This is a genomic window from Agromyces sp. Y558 (assembly GCF_059445415.1).
Genome location: NZ_JCAIUH010000001.1, coordinates 511213 through 528731 on the forward strand (window position 1 = coordinate 511213; position 17519 = coordinate 528731).

At 69.4% G+C, this 17519-nt stretch carries 16 protein-coding genes; 9 read left to right on the plus strand and 7 right to left on the minus strand.

Going from position 1 to position 17519, the window contains the following annotated elements; genetic code table 11:
- The first annotated feature begins 15 nt into the window (after nucleotides 1-15).
- A complete protein-coding gene (locus AC1C2T_RS02370; RefSeq protein ID WP_495384108.1) occupies nucleotides 16-537 on the plus strand; it encodes a GNAT family N-acetyltransferase in 522 nt (173 codons plus the stop codon).
- A 45-nt stretch (nucleotides 538-582) separates the two neighbouring features.
- Here the strand turns inward: AC1C2T_RS02370 and AC1C2T_RS02375 are convergent, their stop codons facing one another.
- Nucleotides 583-1194, minus strand: a complete 612-nt coding sequence (locus AC1C2T_RS02375; protein WP_495384109.1) for a TetR/AcrR family transcriptional regulator — start codon at nucleotides 1192-1194, stop codon at nucleotides 583-585.
- Between the two features lie 68 nt (nucleotides 1195-1262).
- On the opposite strand from AC1C2T_RS02375, the gene AC1C2T_RS02380 reads away from it, so the two are divergent.
- Nucleotides 1263-2756 (plus strand): DHA2 family efflux MFS transporter permease subunit, encoded by a 1494-nt coding sequence (locus tag AC1C2T_RS02380; protein WP_495384110.1) that lies wholly within the window; start codon nucleotides 1263-1265, stop codon nucleotides 2754-2756.
- A gap of 97 nt (nucleotides 2757-2853) precedes the next feature.
- Here the strand turns inward: AC1C2T_RS02380 and AC1C2T_RS02385 are convergent, their stop codons facing one another.
- Nucleotides 2854-3138, minus strand: a complete 285-nt coding sequence (locus AC1C2T_RS02385) for a DUF4190 domain-containing protein (protein ID WP_495361809.1) — start codon at nucleotides 3136-3138, stop codon at nucleotides 2854-2856.
- Between the two features lie 413 nt (nucleotides 3139-3551).
- On the opposite strand from AC1C2T_RS02385, the gene AC1C2T_RS02390 reads away from it, so the two are divergent.
- Both AC1C2T_RS02390 and AC1C2T_RS02395 read left to right on the plus strand, forming a co-directional pair.
- Entirely contained in the window at nucleotides 3552-5153 is a 1602-nt protein-coding gene (locus tag AC1C2T_RS02390) for a DUF6421 family protein (protein ID WP_495384111.1), read from the plus strand.
- A 137-nt stretch (nucleotides 5154-5290) separates the two neighbouring features.
- Nucleotides 5291-5989, plus strand: a complete 699-nt coding sequence (locus tag AC1C2T_RS02395) for an SDR family NAD(P)-dependent oxidoreductase (RefSeq protein WP_495384112.1) — start codon at nucleotides 5291-5293, stop codon at nucleotides 5987-5989.
- A 36-nt stretch (nucleotides 5990-6025) separates the two neighbouring features.
- On the opposite strand, the gene AC1C2T_RS02400 is transcribed toward AC1C2T_RS02395, so the two are convergent.
- The 4 genes from AC1C2T_RS02400 to AC1C2T_RS02415 form a co-directional block, all read right to left on the minus strand.
- Nucleotides 6026-6661, minus strand: coding sequence for a hypothetical protein (locus AC1C2T_RS02400; RefSeq protein ID WP_495384113.1), 636 nt, complete (start codon nucleotides 6659-6661; stop codon nucleotides 6026-6028).
- A gap of 133 nt (nucleotides 6662-6794) precedes the next feature.
- Nucleotides 6795-8030, minus strand: a complete 1236-nt coding sequence (locus AC1C2T_RS02405) for a sugar ABC transporter permease (protein ID WP_495361804.1) — start codon at nucleotides 8028-8030, stop codon at nucleotides 6795-6797.
- On the minus strand, nucleotides 8027-8812 hold the full coding sequence (locus tag AC1C2T_RS02410; RefSeq protein ID WP_495385383.1) for an ATP-binding cassette domain-containing protein: 786 nt from the start codon (nucleotides 8810-8812) through the stop codon (nucleotides 8027-8029). The genes AC1C2T_RS02405 and AC1C2T_RS02410 overlap by 4 nt, the downstream gene beginning before the upstream one ends.
- A 242-nt stretch (nucleotides 8813-9054) precedes the next feature.
- Nucleotides 9055-10140 carry a substrate-binding domain-containing protein gene (locus AC1C2T_RS02415; RefSeq protein ID WP_495384114.1) on the minus strand — a complete coding sequence of 362 codons (1086 nt, stop codon included), beginning with the start codon at nucleotides 10138-10140 and terminating at the stop codon, nucleotides 9055-9057.
- Between the two features lie 214 nt (nucleotides 10141-10354).
- Here AC1C2T_RS02415 and AC1C2T_RS02420 point away from each other — a divergent pair, with 214 nt between their 5' ends.
- The 5 genes from AC1C2T_RS02420 (at nucleotide 10355) to AC1C2T_RS02440 (ending at nucleotide 16066) form a co-directional block, all read left to right on the plus strand.
- Nucleotides 10355-11158, plus strand: a complete 804-nt coding sequence (locus AC1C2T_RS02420; RefSeq protein ID WP_495384115.1) for a DeoR/GlpR family DNA-binding transcription regulator — start codon at nucleotides 10355-10357, stop codon at nucleotides 11156-11158.
- Between the two features lie 111 nt (nucleotides 11159-11269).
- The gene (locus tag AC1C2T_RS02425) at nucleotides 11270-12337 is read left to right on the plus strand and encodes a 2-hydroxyacid dehydrogenase (RefSeq protein WP_495361801.1); all 1068 of its coding nucleotides are present in this window, start codon (nucleotides 11270-11272) and stop codon (nucleotides 12335-12337) included.
- Nucleotides 12334-13845: an FGGY family carbohydrate kinase gene (locus AC1C2T_RS02430; protein WP_495384116.1), complete on the plus strand. Its 1512-nt coding sequence runs from the start codon at nucleotides 12334-12336 to the stop codon at nucleotides 13843-13845. Before AC1C2T_RS02425 ends, AC1C2T_RS02430 begins: the two co-directional genes overlap by 4 nt.
- The gene (locus AC1C2T_RS02435) at nucleotides 13842-15434 is read left to right on the plus strand and encodes an FGGY-family carbohydrate kinase (RefSeq protein ID WP_495384117.1); all 1593 of its coding nucleotides are present in this window, start codon (nucleotides 13842-13844) and stop codon (nucleotides 15432-15434) included. The genes AC1C2T_RS02430 and AC1C2T_RS02435 overlap by 4 nt, the downstream gene beginning before the upstream one ends.
- Complete coding sequence (locus AC1C2T_RS02440; RefSeq protein ID WP_495384118.1) at nucleotides 15431-16066, plus strand: histidine phosphatase family protein; 636 nt, start codon at nucleotides 15431-15433, stop codon at nucleotides 16064-16066. Before AC1C2T_RS02435 ends, AC1C2T_RS02440 begins: the two co-directional genes overlap by 4 nt.
- A gap of 84 nt (nucleotides 16067-16150) precedes the next feature.
- Here the strand turns inward: AC1C2T_RS02440 and AC1C2T_RS02445 are convergent, their stop codons facing one another.
- The gene (locus tag AC1C2T_RS02445; RefSeq protein ID WP_495384119.1) at nucleotides 16151-17485 is read right to left on the minus strand and encodes an MFS transporter; all 1335 of its coding nucleotides are present in this window, start codon (nucleotides 17483-17485) and stop codon (nucleotides 16151-16153) included.
- Nucleotides 17486-17519 lie beyond the last annotated feature (34 nt).

Consider the following 17519-nt stretch of genomic DNA (forward strand, 5'->3'; position numbering starts at 1 on the left):
TGGCACCATCGGGCGATGACCGTGCACCGCTGGCGTGACGCCTCCCCGGCGCGCGGATGGCATCATGGGGCGATGACCGACGACGTGCGCCTCAGGCCGAAGACCGATGCCGAGACCGCTGCATGGCTGCCGATCGCGATGGCGGCGTATGAGCAGGCGCGGCGGAATGCCGGCGACACGGCCGAGCAGGCGACCGCCGCGCGCCGGGCATCACAGGAGCAGTTCTTCCCCGACGGTCGCCTTATCGACGGCCACCACCTGTTCACCGTCGAGGCAGGTGACGAGGATGCCGGGTGGCTCTGGATCGGCCCGATGAGCGACCCGGCCAACTGGTACCTCTGGGATGTCGCCATCCACGACACCCACCGGCGCCGCGGGCTCGGCCGGCGGGCGATGCTGCTCGCCGAGGAGGTCGCTCGCGAACACGGTGCCGTGAACCTGCGCCTGAACGTATTCGCCTACAACGAGCCGGCGATCCGTCTCTACGAGCACCTCGGTTATGCGACCGCGGCGATGTCCATGCAGAAGGCGCTCTGATGGGCGAGCGGATGCCGCGGCATCCGCTCGCTCACAGGTTGGTGTTCACCAGGGTTCGTCGATCGCCGGCATGAGCGCCCGCATCTTCGCCACACCGTCGGGGAAGCACGTGTCGAAGATCTCGGTCGCCGAAAGCTCGTCGCCGTAGTCACCGGTCAGGCGGAGCCCGACGATCGCGTTGATGAGCATGCCGGTGGCCATGAACTGGCGAGTGTGCTCCTCCGAGAATCCGGCTTCTTCGCGCACGAAGCGCCAGATCTCGCTGAAGCCCCTGCGTGCGACCCGCCCGATCACGGGCTCGCCGCCGAGGGCCGTTGAGCCCGCGATGACGGGCAGCATACCGCGTTCGGCGAGCAGGCTCGTGTACGCCGTGCCCATGCGTTCGGCGCGACCTTCGACCGACCCCGGGAGCACCGCGCGGAACTCGGCGACCAGGCGGGCGTAGGCCCGCTCGATCACCTCGATGAAGAGCTTCTCCTTCGTACCGAAGAGCCGCACGACGTAGGGCTGGCTGACGCCCGCTGCGCGCGCGACCTCGTCGGTCGTGGTGCCCACGTAGGTCTTGGCGCCGAAGACCGCGGTCGCAGCGATGAGGATCTGCTCACGACGATCGGCGGCCTTCATGCGCGGGGCGGGACTGATTTCTTCGGCCGACATGCTTGACATGTTATCAGTCGATTACTACAGTCCAAGTAATCATCCGATTACAACTTTGGAGCTACGCCGTGTCATCCACAACCGTCGACCCAGCCACGACGCCCCCCGCAGCGCCGCTGCGCACCCGCCGCTCGATTCCGATCTGGCTCGTCCTCATCGCCACAGCGTTGCCGATGTTCATGGCGACGCTCGACAACCTCGTCATGACCAATGCCCTCCCCGTGCTGCACTCGGAGTTCGGGGCATCCGTCGAAGAGCTGCAGTGGTTCATGAACGCCTACACGCTCGCCTTCGCGAGCACGATCCTCATGGCAGTCGCGCTCGGCGACCGGTTCGGGCGCCGCACCGTCTTCGTGATCGGCATCGTCGTGTTCACGCTGAGCTCGGCGCTCGCCGCCCTCGCCACCGATCCGAGCCAACTCATCGCGGCACGCGCCGCACAGGGCTTCGGGGCTGCGGCCATCCTGCCCCTCTCGCTCACATTGCTCGCCGGCGCCGTGCCACTCGCACGCCGCCCGCTGGCCATCGGCGTCTGGGGCGGCGTCGCCGGTCTCGGCGTGGCAACCGGGCCGCTCATCGGCGGCGCCGTGATCGAGGGCTGGGCCTGGCAGGCGATCTTCTGGATCAACGTTCCCGTCGGCGTCGTCTCGGTCGCGCTCGCGCTCGCCGCCCTGCCGAACAGCTTCGGTGCGCGCCTTCGCGCCGACCTCGTCGGCCTCGTGCTCTCGGGTCTCGGCCTGCTCGGCCTCGTCTACGGCATCGTACGAGGCAACGACGCGGGCTGGTCGAGCTTCGAGGTGCTCGGCAGCCTCATAGCGGGCGGCGTGCTGCTCCTCGCGTTCGTGGCGTGGGAGTCGCGCACCTCGGCGCCGCTCCTGCCGCTGCGCCTCTTCCGCGACCGCAGCTTCACCGTGGCGAACCTCGCGGGCTTCGGGTTCAGCTTCGGTGCGTTCGGCTCGATCTTCATCCTCATCCAGTTCCTGCAGGTCGTGCAGGGCGCGAGCCCGCTCGAAGCTGCACTCCAGACCTCGCCATGGACTCTCGCGCCCATGATCGTGGCACCGCTCGCCGGCGTGTTCGCCGGGCGCATCGGCACGCGCGCGCTCATCGTCGCCGGGTTGCTCGCGCTGTCGGGCGCGCTGTTCTGGCTGACGCAGCTGCTGGAGCCGGGCACCGAGTACTCGGCCTTCGTCGCGCCGTTCATCGTCGCGGGCATCGGCATGGGACTCGTAATCGCACCATCGGCGACGGCCGTACTCGCGACCATGGTGCCCGACGACCACGCCAAGGCGAGCGGCACCAACTCGATGCTGCGAGAGATCGGTGTCGCCCTCGGCATCGCCGTCTCCACCGCGGTGTTCGCGGGCGCGGGCGGCGCGCTCACGCCCGCAGAGTACGGCGCGGGTGCCCAGCCGGCCGTCGTGGTCGGCGCGGCCGTGCTGCTCGTCTCGGCGCTGCTCGCACTGCTGCTGCCGGCCGGGCGGGCGACGCCGGTCGTCGCATCCGCCGACGCAGGCTCTCGGGGCGCCTCGCCCGAGCCGCAGCCCGAGTTGGTGCACTGACGACGGCTCCCGCTGAAACGGCTCCCTGAAACGGCTCCTGCTGAAACGACGAAGTCCCCGCCCGGCTGAGCCGGGCGGGGACAAGCGAGTTACTGGCCTAGTACGTCGAGAGCGACGCGGTCGTCGCGGCGAGCGCGACCGAGGCGATGATGACGATGACCCAGACCACGATCGATGCGAAACCGATGATGATCGCGGCGATGGCGAGGCCACGGCCACGCTCACCGGTCTTCTTCACCTGGTTGAGCCCGATGAAGCCGAGCACGACCGCGATGACGTTGAAACTGAGCAGCGACAGCACGAAGCCGACGATGGAGAGGACGTTCCACTTCTCAGCGGGCGCCGTCTGCGCGGGTACGGTGACGGGAGCGGGAGCGGTCATGTGAGAGTTCCTTGCTATAAGGGATCGACGGGTTGCCGACCCGCAGCCTGACAGTGCAGATGAGCAACTGTCAATGGACAGTGCTCCCCATGGCGTCACGGATCGACGCGCGGCGACCGCATTCACCGTCGCGCACGATACGCGACGAGATCCCGGTCGCTGACGCGAGCGTCGCGCGGTCTGCGCGCTCGCGGCCGAAACACCCGCCGAGGCCGCCTTGCCCGCACTCTATCGACAACGACGATTGCGTGAATCGGCGATCTGCACCGTGGAATCTTGCGTTCACACAAGATTCCTGCGCCGGGGCACAACCAATCGCAGCGGCTCGCCTCATAGCCTTGAGGGAGCCGGCGAATCGCGCCGCGCCATCACGCGCACCCCGCGCACCCCCTCACTGAGGAACGGAGGTTCACATGTCGAGCAACACAACGATCGACGCCATCATCGGCGAACCCGAGGTTCTCGAAGACGAGGTGACCGCCGCCGACCTCGCACTGGCCGAGGGCGTCGAGACGGATGCCGCGTGGCTCCGCCTCAAGGAGTCGGCGACCGCGTTGCAGGCGCTGCAGGTGAAGGACGGCTCGGTGCCCGAGGCATCCGACCCTTCGACAGGCTCAGGGAACAGAGAGCAGGGCTCAGGGAACAAAGAGCAGGGCTCAGGGAACTCCGACCCTTCGACAGGCTCAGGGAACAGAGAGGGCTCAGGGAACAAAGAGGGCTCAGGGAACAAAGACGAGGCGTCCGCTCTCGTCGACGCGATCGTCGAGTCGATCGAGGCCCTCGCACCGCGGTTCCCGCACGAGGCCGAGTACCTCGCGGCGTCCGTCGTCGATTTCCGCCGCTGGCAGGCCGAGGGCTTCGGCGTGCCCGACTTCCTCGACTCGCTCGTGGCATTCCAGCCGCAGCGGCACCGCATCGACGGCATTCGTCACCTCGTGATCTTCCCGATGTACACGCAGAACGGTTCGACCGAGCGGCACGTCGAAGCGCTCGTGGTCGAGACGATCTGGCCCGAGTTCATCGCGGCGCTCGAGGCGGGCGACTACGGCAACAAGCTCTTCGTGAGCCTGCGGCTCGTCGACTTCACGCCCGGGTACGACACGAACTCGGCCGTGCTGTTTCCCGAGACGGTCGCCATGCGCGAGATCCCGTCGTTCACGTGGGGCGCGATCTTCCAAGACCGGGAGGCGGCCCGCTACCGCAAGGTCGTGCGCGCGGCATCCGAGATCACGAAGCTCGAACTGCCCGACGATGCGGTGGCCCTGCTCGACGACCAGGAGCTCGCCGAGCGCACGTTCGTGATGTGGGACATCATCCACGACCGCACGCACATGCGCGGCGACCTGCCGTTCGACCCGTTCATGATCAAGCAGCGCATGCCGTTCTTCCTCTACTCGCTCGAGGAACTGCGGTGCGACCTCACCGCGTTCCGCGAGTCGGTGAAAATCGAACGCGGCCTTCGGGCACGAGCGACTGAGCATTCGGAGGGCGGCGGCGAGCCGCTCACCGACATCGAGCAGCAGTTGCTCGAGCACGGCAAGCTCGTGCAGTACGCGGTGATCTTCGATCGCATCTTCCGGTTCGCGATCACGGGCTCCCGTGTGCGCAACTACGACGGGCTCGGCGGCCAGCTGCTGTTCGCGTGGCTGCACCAGAAGCACGTGCTCGACTGGACGGATGTCTCGTTGAGCTTCGACTGGGACGCCGTGCCCGATGCGGTCGTCGAGCTCGGCGACGCGATCGACGAGCTGTACTGGAAGTCGATCGACCGCCCGAAGACGGTGCACTGGCTCGCCGCATACGAGCTCGTGACGAGCGTCGTCACGCCGAACCCGGCGTCGGTGTGGGCCGAGGGTCTGCCCCGCGAGGTGCTCGCCGGGCCGCCCAAGGGCTACACCGACCTCGTGATGGACGACGAGTTCCCACTGTCGATGTTCTACGAGGCCCTCGACAAGAAGATGAAGTCCGTCATCGAGTCGACGATCGGCATCACTGCCCACTCGCCGGTCGAGTAGCGACTCGCCCGTCGAGTAGCGAAGCGTATCGAGACCACCCGCCGGTCGAGTAACGGAGCGTATCGAGACCTCGCACCTGGTCTCGATACGCTCCTTCGTCACTACTCGACCGGCCTGCGCAAGAGGAGAATGACTACATGACCGATCTCGCGAACCGCACCGTGCTCATCGCGGGAGCGACGAGTACCTCCGGCCGGGCGGTCGCCCGCGCGCTGCTCGACGCCGGAGCCCGAGTGATCGCCGTCGGCAGCGACGAGGGCCGCATCGAGGCCCTCGAGGCCGAGTTGCCCGGCGTGATCGGCGAGCGCGCCGACCTCACCGACGGCGACGACGTGCTCGAACTCGCCATGCGAGTGCACGCGCGGGTCGGCGACGTCGACGGTGTCGTGCACCTCGTCGGCGGCTGGCGCGGCGGAGGCGGCATCCCCGGCCAGACCGAAGAGGACTACCGGGTGCTCGAGCGCTCGTTCACCGCGCTGCGCTACATCAGCCGAGCCTTCTGGGACGACCTCGTCGCCTCCCCGGCCGGGCGCATCGCGATCGTCTCATCGACCACCGTCGAGCGACCGACCGCGGGCGGCGCCAACTACACCGCTGTCAAGGCTGCGAGCGAATCGTGGATGCGCTCCCTCGCGCAGGGCTTCGCCTCCCTTCGACGGCCTCAGGGAGCGGGAGGAGCCGACGAAGGAGGCGTATCGAGACCCACCGCAGCGGCCATCACGTTCCGCGTGAAGTCACTCGCGGGCCTCGAAGACCGGCTCGCGGCATCCGTCGTCGAGCTCTGGGACACGGATGCCTCAGAGCTGAACGGTACCGTCATCGAACTCACCGCCTGAGGGCGGGGTCGCAGCCGCGAGCCACTGGCGCGACGGTCAGTCGGCGCGTGGCGCTTCAGTCTCGACGGGCGGAGGCGCAGACGCCGCGGGCGGAGCGGGCGGCTTCTGCTGATCGGCGCGCACCGCTTCGCCCATGCATCCACCATCGTCACCGTCGGTGCCCTCGAGGGCGAGTCGCCACGCGGCCTCCTGCTCGGCGGTGAACCCAGCGGGCATCGCTGGAGCGGTCGACGTCGGATCGCGCGGCTCGGTGTTCCACCACTCCCATGAGCGGTACTCCTGGCCGGCCTCGGTCATGCACTCGCGAACGAGCTGCTGGAAGCCGAGCCAGGCCTGCTGCTCCTCGAGCGTGGGCATCGGATCGGGCGGTGTCGTCGGTGCGGGCGTCGGAGTCGGAGCCGGGCTCGGCGCCGGCCCTGGCTGCGATGCAGTCGGCGGCGCAGGCAGCGGCTCGTCGTCATTCGCCTCGGCTCCGTCGGCCGGAACCTGCGAGTCGCTCCCCTGCGCCTCGCCCGCCTCGACCCCGAAACCGCCGTCGGTGGTCACGACGGGTTGCGGCGAGCGCGCGTCGTAGAGCACGGGTGCACCGGTCGTCGCCACGGCGACGCCGACGAAGATCGAGCCGACGAACAGCGCCGCGATGGCGGCACTGAAGATGATGGTTCTCCGCATCGGGCACCTCCGGCCGCGATTCGGGAACGACCGCGCGGCCGTTCTGGCGAGTCCGCTCCATGCTACACGCCCCCCGAATGGGGTTACGTAGCCGAGTACGGCAGCACCCGCCGGTGCGCGGCGCAGTGTCTCGTCAGGCTCGGCCGTGCGAACTGCGCGAACGTCGGGCGACCGCGTCGAGGGCGACCGCGATGAGCACGACCGCACCCGTCACCATGTAACGGATCGACGAATCGAGGTTGAGCAGCGTCAGGCCGCTCGAGATCGACTGGATGACGAGAATGCCGAGCAAGGCGGCGAAGGCCGAGCCGCGGCCACCGAACAGGCTCGTGCCGCCGATCACGGCGGCCGCGATCGCATTCAGGTTGATGTCGCCGCCGCCGCTCGACTGGGCCGCCGAGGCGAGGCGCCCTGCGGCGAGTAGGCCGCCGACGGCGGCGAGCGTCGTGCAGGCGATGAATGCCGAGGTGTAGATCGCCGTGATGCGGATGCCGGAGCGCCGGGCAGCCTCCCGATTGCCGCCCACAGCGAAGAGCGAGCGACCCCAACTCGTGCGCGTGAGCGCGTAGTTCGCGAGCAGCACCAGGGCGACGAAGAACACGAACATCCAGCCGACGCCGCGTGCCTGATAGAGATACCAGACCCCGAAGCCCAGCAGCACGACGAGGAGGCCGGTTCTGATGAGGATCAGGCTGAGCGCCGGCGCAGAGAGCCCGGCGTTGCGGCGGGCGCGCGCACGAAGCATCCCGCCGACCAGCACTGCCACCGCCACGAGCGCGACGAGCGTGTACGCGAGCCACTGCGGAACGAACGCGAGTTGCCCGAAGTACACGAGGGGTGAATCGAACGGCAGGTTGATCGTGCCCTTCGGCCCGAGCACGAAGAGCTGCAGCCCGAGGAACCCGAGGAGTCCGGCGAGGGTGATCACGAACGACGGCACGCCGATGCGGTTGTAGATGAAGCCGTACGCGAAACCGATCACGACGGCGGCGGCGACGGCCGCCGCGATCGCGAGCGGCAGCGGCCAGCGGTTGTCGATGAAGTTGATCGCCATGATCGCGGCGGCGAGGCCGCTCACGGATCCGACGGAGAGGTCGATCTCGCCGACGAGCAGCACGAACACGATGCCGAGTGCGATGACGCCCACGGGGGCCGATTCCATCAGCAGGTTCGTGAGATTGCTGCTCGAGAGGAAGTAGGGGTTCAGGATCTGGAAGATGGTCCAGATGATCGCGAGCCCGGCGATGACGGGCAGGAATCCGAGGTCGCCACCGCGAATGCGATCGAAGGAGGCGCGGATGCTCGCTCCGACACCGGTGTCGACGCGGATGCGCTCGTCTTGCAGGTCGGTGGGGGTCGTCGTGGTCATCGTGCCTCGTCCTCCGGGCTGGGCCGGCTGGTCGAGGTTCCCGCGTCGCTGCGGGAGCGGCGCCGCGTGACCGCGTTGTCGGTAGCGCCGGTGATGGCGGCGATGATGTCTTCGCTCGAGACGTCGCTCACGCGGAATTCGCCGTTGTTGCGACCGAGCCGGAGCACGACGACGCGATCGGCGACGGCCTTCACGTCCTCCATGTTGTGGCTGATCAGGATGACCCCGTGCCCGCGTTCCCGCAGCCGTTCGACGAGGTTCAGCACTTCGGCCGTCTGGGCCACCCCGAGCGCCGCGGTGGGCTCGTCGAGGATGATGAGCTTCGGGTCTCCGAGCAGCGAACGGGCGATCGCGACGGTCTGGCGCTGGCCGCCCGAGAGCGATGCGATCGGAATGCGAACCGAGGGGATCTTCGCCGAGAGCTGGCGCAGCAGCTCCCAGGCGCGTACCTCCATGCCGACCTCGTCGAGCCGGAACCGGCGGCGCTCGCGACCGAGGAACAGGTTCTGCACGACGTCGAGGTTGTCGCAGAGGGCCAGGTCCTGGAAGACCGTGGCGATGCCGCGGTCGAGCGCGGCCATCGGCGTGGGCAGGGTGACCCGCTCTCCGCCGAAGTCGATCGTGCCGGAGTCGGGCGCGTGCACACCCGAGAGCACCTTGACGAGCGTGGACTTGCCTGCGCCGTTGTCGCCGACGATCGCGACGACCTCGCTCGAGTCGACGTCGAGGTCGATGTCGGTCAGCGCGGCAACGGCTCCGAAGCTCTTCGAGATCCCCCGCATCGAGAGCACGGTGTGGATGTTCGGGCGGACGCCGTGCGGCGTGGCAGCGGGGTCGGTCGCAGGGAGTGCGTTCACGGGTGACCTCTTCGTCGTGCGGTGGATTTCGTCGTGCGGGGGATGTTCGTCGTGCGGTGGATGTTCGTCGTGCAATGCAATGCGTCGCACGAGCGCGGGGCCGCTCGTGCGTCGGCGGCGGAGACCGGGATGCCGCCCGCCCACTCGGGCAGGCGGCATCCGCTCGCTCAACTGATGCCGAGTGCCTCGCAGGCCGCGGCGTACTCGTCGGTGCAGACCTCGTCGACGCTGTAGATCTCGCCGTCGAAGATGATCTCCTTGACGTTGTCCTGTGTCACGACCTCGGGCGTGAACAGCTGCGACGGGGTGTCGAAGAGCGTCGTCTCCCCCTCGGGCGGGTTGCCCGAGAGGAAGGCGAAGGCGACCTCGGCCGCGGCTTCGGCGACGATGCGGATGGGCTTGGAAATGGTGTTGAACTGGTCGCCGGCGATGATGCGCTGGATCGCGGCGATCTCGGCGTCGTTGCCCGTGACGGGCGGCGTCGGCGTGAGGCCGGCCGCCTTGAACGCGGCGATCGAGCCGCCGCCCGTGCCGTCGTTGGCCGCGACGACGCCGACGATCTGCGGGCCGAACTGCGTGATCTGGCCCGAGACCCAGTCCTGCGCCTTCTGCGGTTCCCAGCCGGGGGTGTCGAACTCGGCGAGCACTTCGAATCCGCTCGCGTCGATGCCTGTGTGGATGCCCTTCTTGATGAGCTGGGCTGCGTCGTCTGTCGGCGAACCGTTGACGATGAGCACGCCACCGGTGGCGCCGGCCGCCGCGAGGCCTTCGACGAGCGAGGTGCCGATGAGCTCGCCGATGCCCTCGTTGTCGAACGACACGTAGTAGTCGGCCGGCGTGTCGACGATGGGCCGGTCGTAGGTGATGACCGGGATACTCTGCGATTGGGCGTTCACGACGATCGATGCCGCGGCCTTCGTGTCGACGGCATCGAGCACGATGACCCTCACGCCCTGCGCGATCGCCGAGTCGGCCTGCTGTTGCTGCTTCGCGGGGTCGGAGTCGGCGTTCTGGTAGATGACCTCGCAGTCGGGGCAGAGTTCCGCCACCTTCGCGGTGAAGAGAGGGCTGTCCTGCTGCTCGTACCTGGTCGACGCGAGGTCGGGCATGAGGAACGCGATCTTGCCGGATGCCGCTCCATCACCTTCGCCGGCTCCGCCGGTTCCGGTTCCGCCATCCGAACACGCCGCGAGGGCGGTGACGAGTGCGATGGAGCCGAAGACGGCTGCGAGTCGCACATGGGATTTCTTCATTGAATCTCCTTGGTGAGTCCCCGGTGCGGGGAAGTGTCGGTGCCGGGGCGGCCGGCAGCGTCGCGACGCACTCCACCCGACCGTTGCCGGGAACTATACCAACATTCACGTTATAAACGTCAAGTCCGTTGATAACTCTTCGATCAAACACGGCGAATTGCTGGTCTATATCGCGATTGTCTTGATAAAGTTCGGCAGGCTCGAAGGAGGATCCATGAGTTCGACCAATCCCGGTCCGTCTTCGCGCAGCGCCAGGCAACGGATGATCCTCGACCACGTGCTCGCGGCGGGCTCTGCCACCGCGGCCGAGCTGGCAGAGCTCACCGGGCGCAGCCTGATGACCGTGCACCGCGATCTCGAGGAGCTCGCAGCGCGACAACTCGTGCGGAAGTTCCACGGGGGCGTCTCCGCTCTGCCGACGAGCGTGTTCGAGTCGAGCTCGGAGTTTCGGCTGCACCGGCGCGCCGAAGAGAAGGCCGCGCTCGCCCGCGTCGCCCAGACCTTCGTCGAACCCGGCATGTCGGTGATGCTCGACGACTCCACGACGGTGCTCGCGCTCGCCGGCCTGCTGCAGGAGAAGGCCCCGCTGACCGTCGTCTCCAACTACCGGCAGGTGCTCGAGACGCTCCGCGAGGCAGCCGACGTGCATGTCATCATGATCGGCGGCGCGTACTCGCGCACCCACGACTCCTTCGTCGGGCCGCCCGATCAGACGAACCTCGAGGCCTACGCGGTCGACCTCGCGTTCCAGTCGACCTCGACCATGGACGAACGGATGACCTACCACCAGGAGCAGGACATCGTGAGCATGAAGCGCGTGATGCTGCAGACCGGACGGCGCCGGGTGCTCATGATGGACGGCTCCAAGGTCGGCCACACCTCGCTGCATCGCTTCGTGCCGATCGCCGAGTTCACCGATGTGATCCTCACGGACGACGTCGACCCGGCGATGGCGGAGCGCATCGCCGACCACGCGACGGTGCATCTCGCGCCGATCCCGTCGCGCACCACTCGCTGAGCGGCCCTCCCCTTCCACAGACCTGTTGGTATTAATAACATTCTGCATGTTACGCTCGCTCGATTCGACCGATGCACCAGCACGGTCTGCTGCTCTGCAGGAAGGCGCGCAATGACGCACATCTTGGTCGCGGGCGACCATTTCGTCACCCCACGACTGTTCCGCGACGCGCTCGACCGCGAGCTGCCGGGCATCGAACCCCGACCGCAGTACCGCGAACTCACCCTCCCGTGGCCGCACGAGCCCTTCGGCGACGTCGCGAGCGTGCACGAGGCGAGCGGCACCGTCGACCAGACGATCGCCGCACTCGAGGGCATCGACATCGCCGTGACCCAGATGGCCCCGTTCACCGCCGAGGTGTTCACCGCGAGCCCCGCGTTGCGCTACATCGGCGTGTGCCGCGGCGGCCCGATCAACGTCGACCTCGACGCCGCCACCGCCGCGGGAGTGCTCGTGACCTTCGCCCCGGGCCGGAACGCACAGGCCGCCGCCGAGTTCACGATCGGCCTGATCCTCGCAGCCATGCGCCGCATCCCGACGACGGATGCCGCGCTGAAGCAGGGCGAGTGGCGCGGCGACTACTACGCGTGGGAGAACGTCGGCGGCGAGCTCGGCGACGCCACCGTCGGTCTCGTCGGCTACGGCGCGATCGGCCGCATCGTCGCCCGCATCCTCCGCTCGTTCGGGGCGCGCGTGCTCGCGTTCGACCCCTATGCCGACCCGACGGTGCTCGCGTCCGATGGAGTCGTGTCCGTCGACCTCGACGACCTCCTCCGGCAGAGTTCGGTGGTGAGCCTGCACGCGCGGCTCACCGACGAGACGCGCCACCTCATCGATCGCCGCGCCCTCGAACTCCTGCCGGCGGGGGCCGTGCTCGTGAACTCCGCCCGCGGCGGCTTGCTCGACTACGAACCGCTGCCCGAACTGCTGCGCTCCGGCCGCCTCGGGGCGCTCGCGCTCGACGTCTACGACATCGAGCCGCCGCCTCCGGAATGGCCCCTCTTCAGCGCACCCAACGTCGTGGTCTCGCCGCACCTCGCCGGCGCCACCCGCCAGACCGCCCTGCGCGCCGCCGACATCGTCGCCCGCGACGTCGCCGACTTCGTCGCTGGGCGCACGCCCGCTCATGTCGCCAATCCCGCGGTGCTCGAACGGTCGCGTTCCGGAGTCGCCCGATGAACACGGCAGCGATGGCAACGACCGCGACGCTGTGCGTCGACGCTGGCACGACGCTCATCAAGGCCGTCGTCTTCGACGATGCCGGCCGCGAGCTCGTCGTCGCCCGGCGCACCACGGCGATCAGCTCGCCGCATCCCGGCTGGTCGGAACAGGACATGCACGAGGTGCTCGATGCCGTGCTCGGGTGCGTGGCCGAGGCCGCAGAGGCGTCACCGCTGCCGATCTCCGCGCTCGCGCTCACCGCACAGGGCGACGGCGCCTGGATGCTCGACGCCGAGGGGCGGCCCACGGGCAACGCCGTGCTGTGGAACGACGCCCGAGCCTACGAGGTCGTCGACCGCTGGACTCGCGACGGGCTCCTCGACGCAGCCTTCCGTGTCAACGGATCCCTGGGCAACCTCGGCCTGCCGCACGCGATCCTCGCGTGGACGCTCGAGAACGCGCCGGCCAAGCTCACCAACGTCGCCGAGGTCACGACGTGCGGCGGTTGGATCTTCGGCGCGCTCACCGGCACGCGCGGACTGCACCCCTCCGAGGCATCCGCCCCCTGGCTCGACATCGCGAGCGGAACGATCTCCGACGAGCTCATCGCGCGCTACGGGCTCAGCGAGCTGCGATCGCTCGTGCCGCCGGTACTCGGCGACGACGAGCTCACCAGCCCCCTCCGGGCCGAGCTCGCAGAGCGACTCGGCCTGCCCGCCGGCATCCCGGTCACGCTGGCTGCCTACGACGTCGTCACCACGGCCTTCGGTGGAGGCTCAGTGTCGCCGGGCTCGGCGTTCTGCATCCTCGGCACGACGCTGTGCACCGGCATCCTCGTGGACGCGCCCGACACCACGGGAGAGCCGTCGGGGCTCACGCTCCGCAGCGGCCCCCGCTTCCCCGTCGTTCGCGCGTTCCCGACGCTCGCCGGCACCGGTGTCGTCGAGTGGATGCGGGAACTCCTCGGTCTCGCGGATGCCGCGGAACTCATGGCTCTCGCGGGCGAGGCGGCGCCCGGGGCATCCGGCGTTCGCGTGTGGCCGTATCTCTCGCCCGCGGGCGAGCGCGCACCGTTCCTCGACCCCACCGCGCGCGGCACGATCGCGGGCCTCTCGTTCGCGCACACCCGCGCCGACCTGGCACGCGCCACGGTCGAGGGTCTCGGTCATGTCATCCGCGACTGCCTCACCGTCTCCGGGGCGGCGCCATCGGAACTCGTGCTCTCGGGCGGCGGCTCTGCGAGCACACTCTGGTGCCAGAGCATCGCCGACATCACGGGCGTGACGACCATTCGCGTCGACGGAACCCAGGTGGGCGCGAAGGGTGCGCTGCTGACCGCGCTCGTCGCTTCGGGTCGCTACGCCTCGCTCAGCGAGGCGGCGACTGCGCTCGTCGCACCGAGCGGGGTCTTCGAACCGGATGCCTCCCGCCGGGCGCGCTTCGACGAGCGGCACGCCGACTTCCTCGCCACGCGCGACGCGCTCGCTGAACGGTGGCCGGTGTGGGCCGCGGAGCCGCGCGAGTGAGCGAACCGGTCTGGCTGGGCATCGATCTCGGCACGCAGAGCGTGCGCGCGATCGCACTCGACGACGAGGGCCGCCGTCTCGCCGCGGCATCGTCGCCGTTGCAGAGTCTCCGTCAGGGCGACCGGCACGGCGACGGGCACGGCGACCGGCACGAACAGGACCCCGAAGCCTGGTGGTCGGCCGTCGTGGCAGTGCTCGGCGACGTGACCTCACAGCTGCCCGGCGGCACCGAGGTGCGGGCGCTCGCAGTGTCGGGCACTTCGGGAACCGTGGTTCCCGTCGACCCGGTCTCGGGTCGAGCGACCGGCCGCGCCGTCATGTACGACGACCGTCGAGGGGCGGCGCACCTCGACCGGGTGGCGTCGACGGGGGCCGAGGTCTGGGCGCGGCTCGGTTATCGCATGCAGGGGTCTTGGGCGCTGCCGAAGCTGCTGGCGATGCTCGACGAGGGTTCGTTGGGGCCGGCGAGCGCCGTCGCCCATCAGCCCGACGTGATCACGAGCCGCCTCGCCGGGCGCCGGCTGCCGAGCGAGCTGAGTTCGGCCCTGAAGTCGGGCGCCGACCTCGACGCCGTGGAGTGGCCGGGCGCCGTCTTCGACGAGCTCGGCCTCGCGGTCGAGCGAATGCCGCGGCTCGTGCCCTCCGGCACGAGGATCGGCGAGGTGAGCGCCGCAGCTGCGACGGAGACCGGGCTGCCGGCCGGATGCATCATCGTTGCCGGCATGACCGACGGCTGCGCAGCCCAGATCGGGGCCGGCGCGCTGGAACCCGGCGCCTGGAACTCGGTGCTCGGCACGACTCTCGTGCTGAAGGGCGTCTCGCGCGAGCGGCGGGTCGACCCGAGCGGCGCCGTCTACTCGCACCGCGCCCCGTTCGGCGGCGGCTGGTATCCCGGCGGCGCGTCGAGCACGGGTGCCGGCGCGATCACCGCACTGCTGCCCGGCCGCGACCTCGACGAACTCACGCGCGGCTTCGATGCGGCGGCGCCACCTCCGGTCGCCTACCCGCTCGTCGGGCGTGGCGAGCGGTTCCCGTTCGTCTCCGCCGAAGCGACGGCGTTCCCGACCGGCGCGAGGGACGACACCTCGACATTCGCCGCGATCCTGCACGGGGTCGCCTACGTCGAACGCCTCGCGTTCGACCTCCTCTCAGCGGGCGGCTTCGATGTGAGCGGCCCGCTGCTCGTCACCGGCGGCGGTGCGCGCAACCCCGCGTGGACCCGGCTTCGTGCCGACCTGCTCGGCCGGCCGGTGCACTTGCCCGAGCACGGCGAGGGTGCGGCCGGGATGGCCGTGCTGGCTGCGGCGGGAGCGGATGCAGATGTGGGTGCGCATGTGGATGCGGATGTGGGTGCCGGTTCGGCTACGGGCTCGGATGCGGGCGCGCACCCGACCCCGGGCGCGCAGGCGCCCTACCCGCTTACGGCAACGGCCGCACGGATGCTCCGGCCGGCGCGGATCGTGTCGCCCGATGCCGAGCGACACGATCGACTGCTGCCCGCGTACGCTCGCTTCGTCGACGAGCTCGACGCGCGTGGGTGGATCGACGACAGGCTCGCGGCATCCGCTCGTGAAGGGATCACCCGATGACGACCGTGCACCTCGTGCGCCACGGCGAGACCACGTGGCATGCCGAGAACCGCTACGCCGGTGCGACCGACGTGCCGCTCACCGCCCGGGGCCGTGAGCAGGGCGCTGCGCTCGCGCGGTGGGCGGCGGCAGCCGGCGTGGACCTGGTCGCGACCTCCGACCTCTCGCGAGCGGTCGAGACCGGTGAGGCGGCCGCCACCGCGGTCGGAGTCGAGCCGATCATCGATGTTCGCCTCCGAGAGGTCGCCTTCGGCGCAGGTGAGGGCCGCACGCGAGCCGAGATGGCCGAGCTCTTCCCCGAGCAGTTGGCGAGCTTCATCGCCGCGCCGGCCTCGTCGCCGCTGCCGGGCGGAGAGCCCGGAGTGGCGGCGGCAGCACGCGGTCTCGCCGCGCTCGCCGAGCTGACCCGGGTCGCCGGCGCAGAGGGCACGGTGCTCGTGGTGGCCCACACGACACTCATCCGGCTCGTGCTGTGCCGAGTGCTCGGGCTACCGCTCGACGAATACCGTCGACGTTTCCCGGCGCTCGCGAACACCGCCGTGACGACGATCGAGGTACCGCCGGCCGCCGACGCCGAGGCGTTCGTCGAGCGCGCTGCGCTCCTGCGTTTCAACGCGCCGCTGTCGGGGTAGATCGGGCCCCCAGGTCGCTCAGAGGTAGCTCAGAGACAGCTCCGCGGGAGCTCGGAGGTAGCTCAGCGGGAGCTCAGCGGGCGCTCAACCGCCGGCGCTCGGCCCGGCGGCATCCGACGGGTTCTCGGGCGCGCTGATCTCCTCGCCCGTCGCGACATCCGCCGGCGACCCCTGCCTGCGGCTCAGCCACATGAACGGCACTGCGAGCACCTGGATGCCGCCGCTGACGAGCAGCGATCCCGGGTAGCCCCAGAGGTCGGCGGAGCGACCGAGCACCGGCTGGATGACAGCGCCGCCCGTGCTGCCGAGCAGCGAGTCGAACGAGAGCACGGTCGCCCGCTGCTGCGACGGGATCATGTCGTTCAAGTACGCCTGCTGCACTGGGCCGGCCGCCGCGTCGACGAGTCCCCACAGCGTGAGCAGCACGAGCGCGATCCAGAAGTTCTGGTTCACGCCGAGGGCGAGCAGCACGAGGGTCGAGACGATGAGGCTCGCGATGATGGTCGTCGTGCGCTTGCGGAACCGACGTCGCACCCACGGCGCGGCCAGCCCGCCGAGCACCTGCGCCCCGGAGAGGATCGCCGCCGCGAGCCCGGCGATCGAGTAGGCCCCCGTGTCACCCCAGAGTTCGACCAGATAGGGCTGCAGCGCGTAGAAGACGTAGAAGCCGACGCCCGTCGTGAAGAACGACGCGAACATGACGTAGCGCACCGGGCGTCGCCCGAGTCCGTACTTCACCGAGGCGCTGAACACCTCTTTCGTCGCCTGGATCGGGTGCGCACGGCCGGCGGGCGTGAAACCGAGATCTCGCATCACGAGCGCCGCGACGACGAACATCACGACGAGGATGCCCGCGCGGATCAGGAACGGCACGCCGAGATTCGTCGCCTGGGCGACGACGCCGCCCAGGATCGAGCCGACGAACATCGCCGCGCCCGAGAGGGCGAGGCCGCGGCCGAAGACCCGCTCGAGACCACCGGTGTAGCCGGTCGCGGCGAGCGCATCCACGAGCCAGGCCTCGACGGCGCCCGAGAAGAACGTGAAGCCGAGGCCGAGCAGCACCGAGACGATCGCCCACATCCAGAACGGCGAGTGGCCGACCCACAGCAGGTAGTACAACACGGTCGTCACCGCGAGGGTGACGGTGCCGAGCAGGTACGAGACCCTTCGCCCGAGGGTGTCGGCGACGACGCCCGTCGGCACCTCGAAGATCACCATGCCCACCGAGAAGAACGCGTTCGCGGCGAACGCCTCGAAGTTCGTCAGCCCCGCGTCGAGCAGGAAGAGCGTGTTGACACCCCAGATGAACGACGCTGCGAGCGTGTTGCCGATGAGCAGCGTGAAGTACGCCGCCTGCACCCGTCGTGCCGCGGGGTTCGGTTCCATGCCCGTCTCACCGCGCTCCGCGCGTTCGGCCATGCAACACATCTTGCTCGCTTCGCGCCCGAGCCGC

Coding starts and splice junctions, on each gene's coding strand:
- AC1C2T_RS02370 (WP_495384108.1), top strand. CDS start 16: ATGACCGTGCACCGCTGGCGTGACGCCTCCCCGGCGCGCGGATGGCAT.
- AC1C2T_RS02375 (WP_495384109.1), bottom strand. CDS start 1,194: ATGTCGGCCGAAGAAATCAGTCCCGCCCCGCGCATGAAGGCCGCCGAT.
- AC1C2T_RS02385 (WP_495361809.1), bottom strand. CDS start 3,138: ATGACCGCTCCCGCTCCCGTCACCGTACCCGCGCAGACGGCGCCCGCT.
- AC1C2T_RS02390 (WP_495384111.1), top strand. CDS start 3,552: ATGTCGAGCAACACAACGATCGACGCCATCATCGGCGAACCCGAGGTT.
- AC1C2T_RS02395 (WP_495384112.1), top strand. CDS start 5,291: ATGACCGATCTCGCGAACCGCACCGTGCTCATCGCGGGAGCGACGAGT.
- AC1C2T_RS02400 (WP_495384113.1), bottom strand. CDS start 6,661: ATGCGGAGAACCATCATCTTCAGTGCCGCCATCGCGGCGCTGTTCGTC.
- AC1C2T_RS02405 (WP_495361804.1), bottom strand. CDS start 8,030: ATGACCACGACGACCCCCACCGACCTGCAAGACGAGCGCATCCGCGTC.
- AC1C2T_RS02410 (WP_495385383.1), bottom strand. CDS start 8,812: ATGCGGGGGATCTCGAAGAGCTTCGGAGCCGTTGCCGCGCTGACCGAC.
- AC1C2T_RS02415 (WP_495384114.1), bottom strand. CDS start 10,140: ATGAAGAAATCCCATGTGCGACTCGCAGCCGTCTTCGGCTCCATCGCA.
- AC1C2T_RS02420 (WP_495384115.1), top strand. CDS start 10,355: ATGAGTTCGACCAATCCCGGTCCGTCTTCGCGCAGCGCCAGGCAACGG.
- AC1C2T_RS02425 (WP_495361801.1), top strand. CDS start 11,270: ATGACGCACATCTTGGTCGCGGGCGACCATTTCGTCACCCCACGACTG.
- AC1C2T_RS02430 (WP_495384116.1), top strand. CDS start 12,334: ATGAACACGGCAGCGATGGCAACGACCGCGACGCTGTGCGTCGACGCT.
- AC1C2T_RS02440 (WP_495384118.1), top strand. CDS start 15,431: ATGACGACCGTGCACCTCGTGCGCCACGGCGAGACCACGTGGCATGCC.
- AC1C2T_RS02445 (WP_495384119.1), bottom strand. CDS start 17,485: ATGGCCGAACGCGCGGAGCGCGGTGAGACGGGCATGGAACCGAACCCC.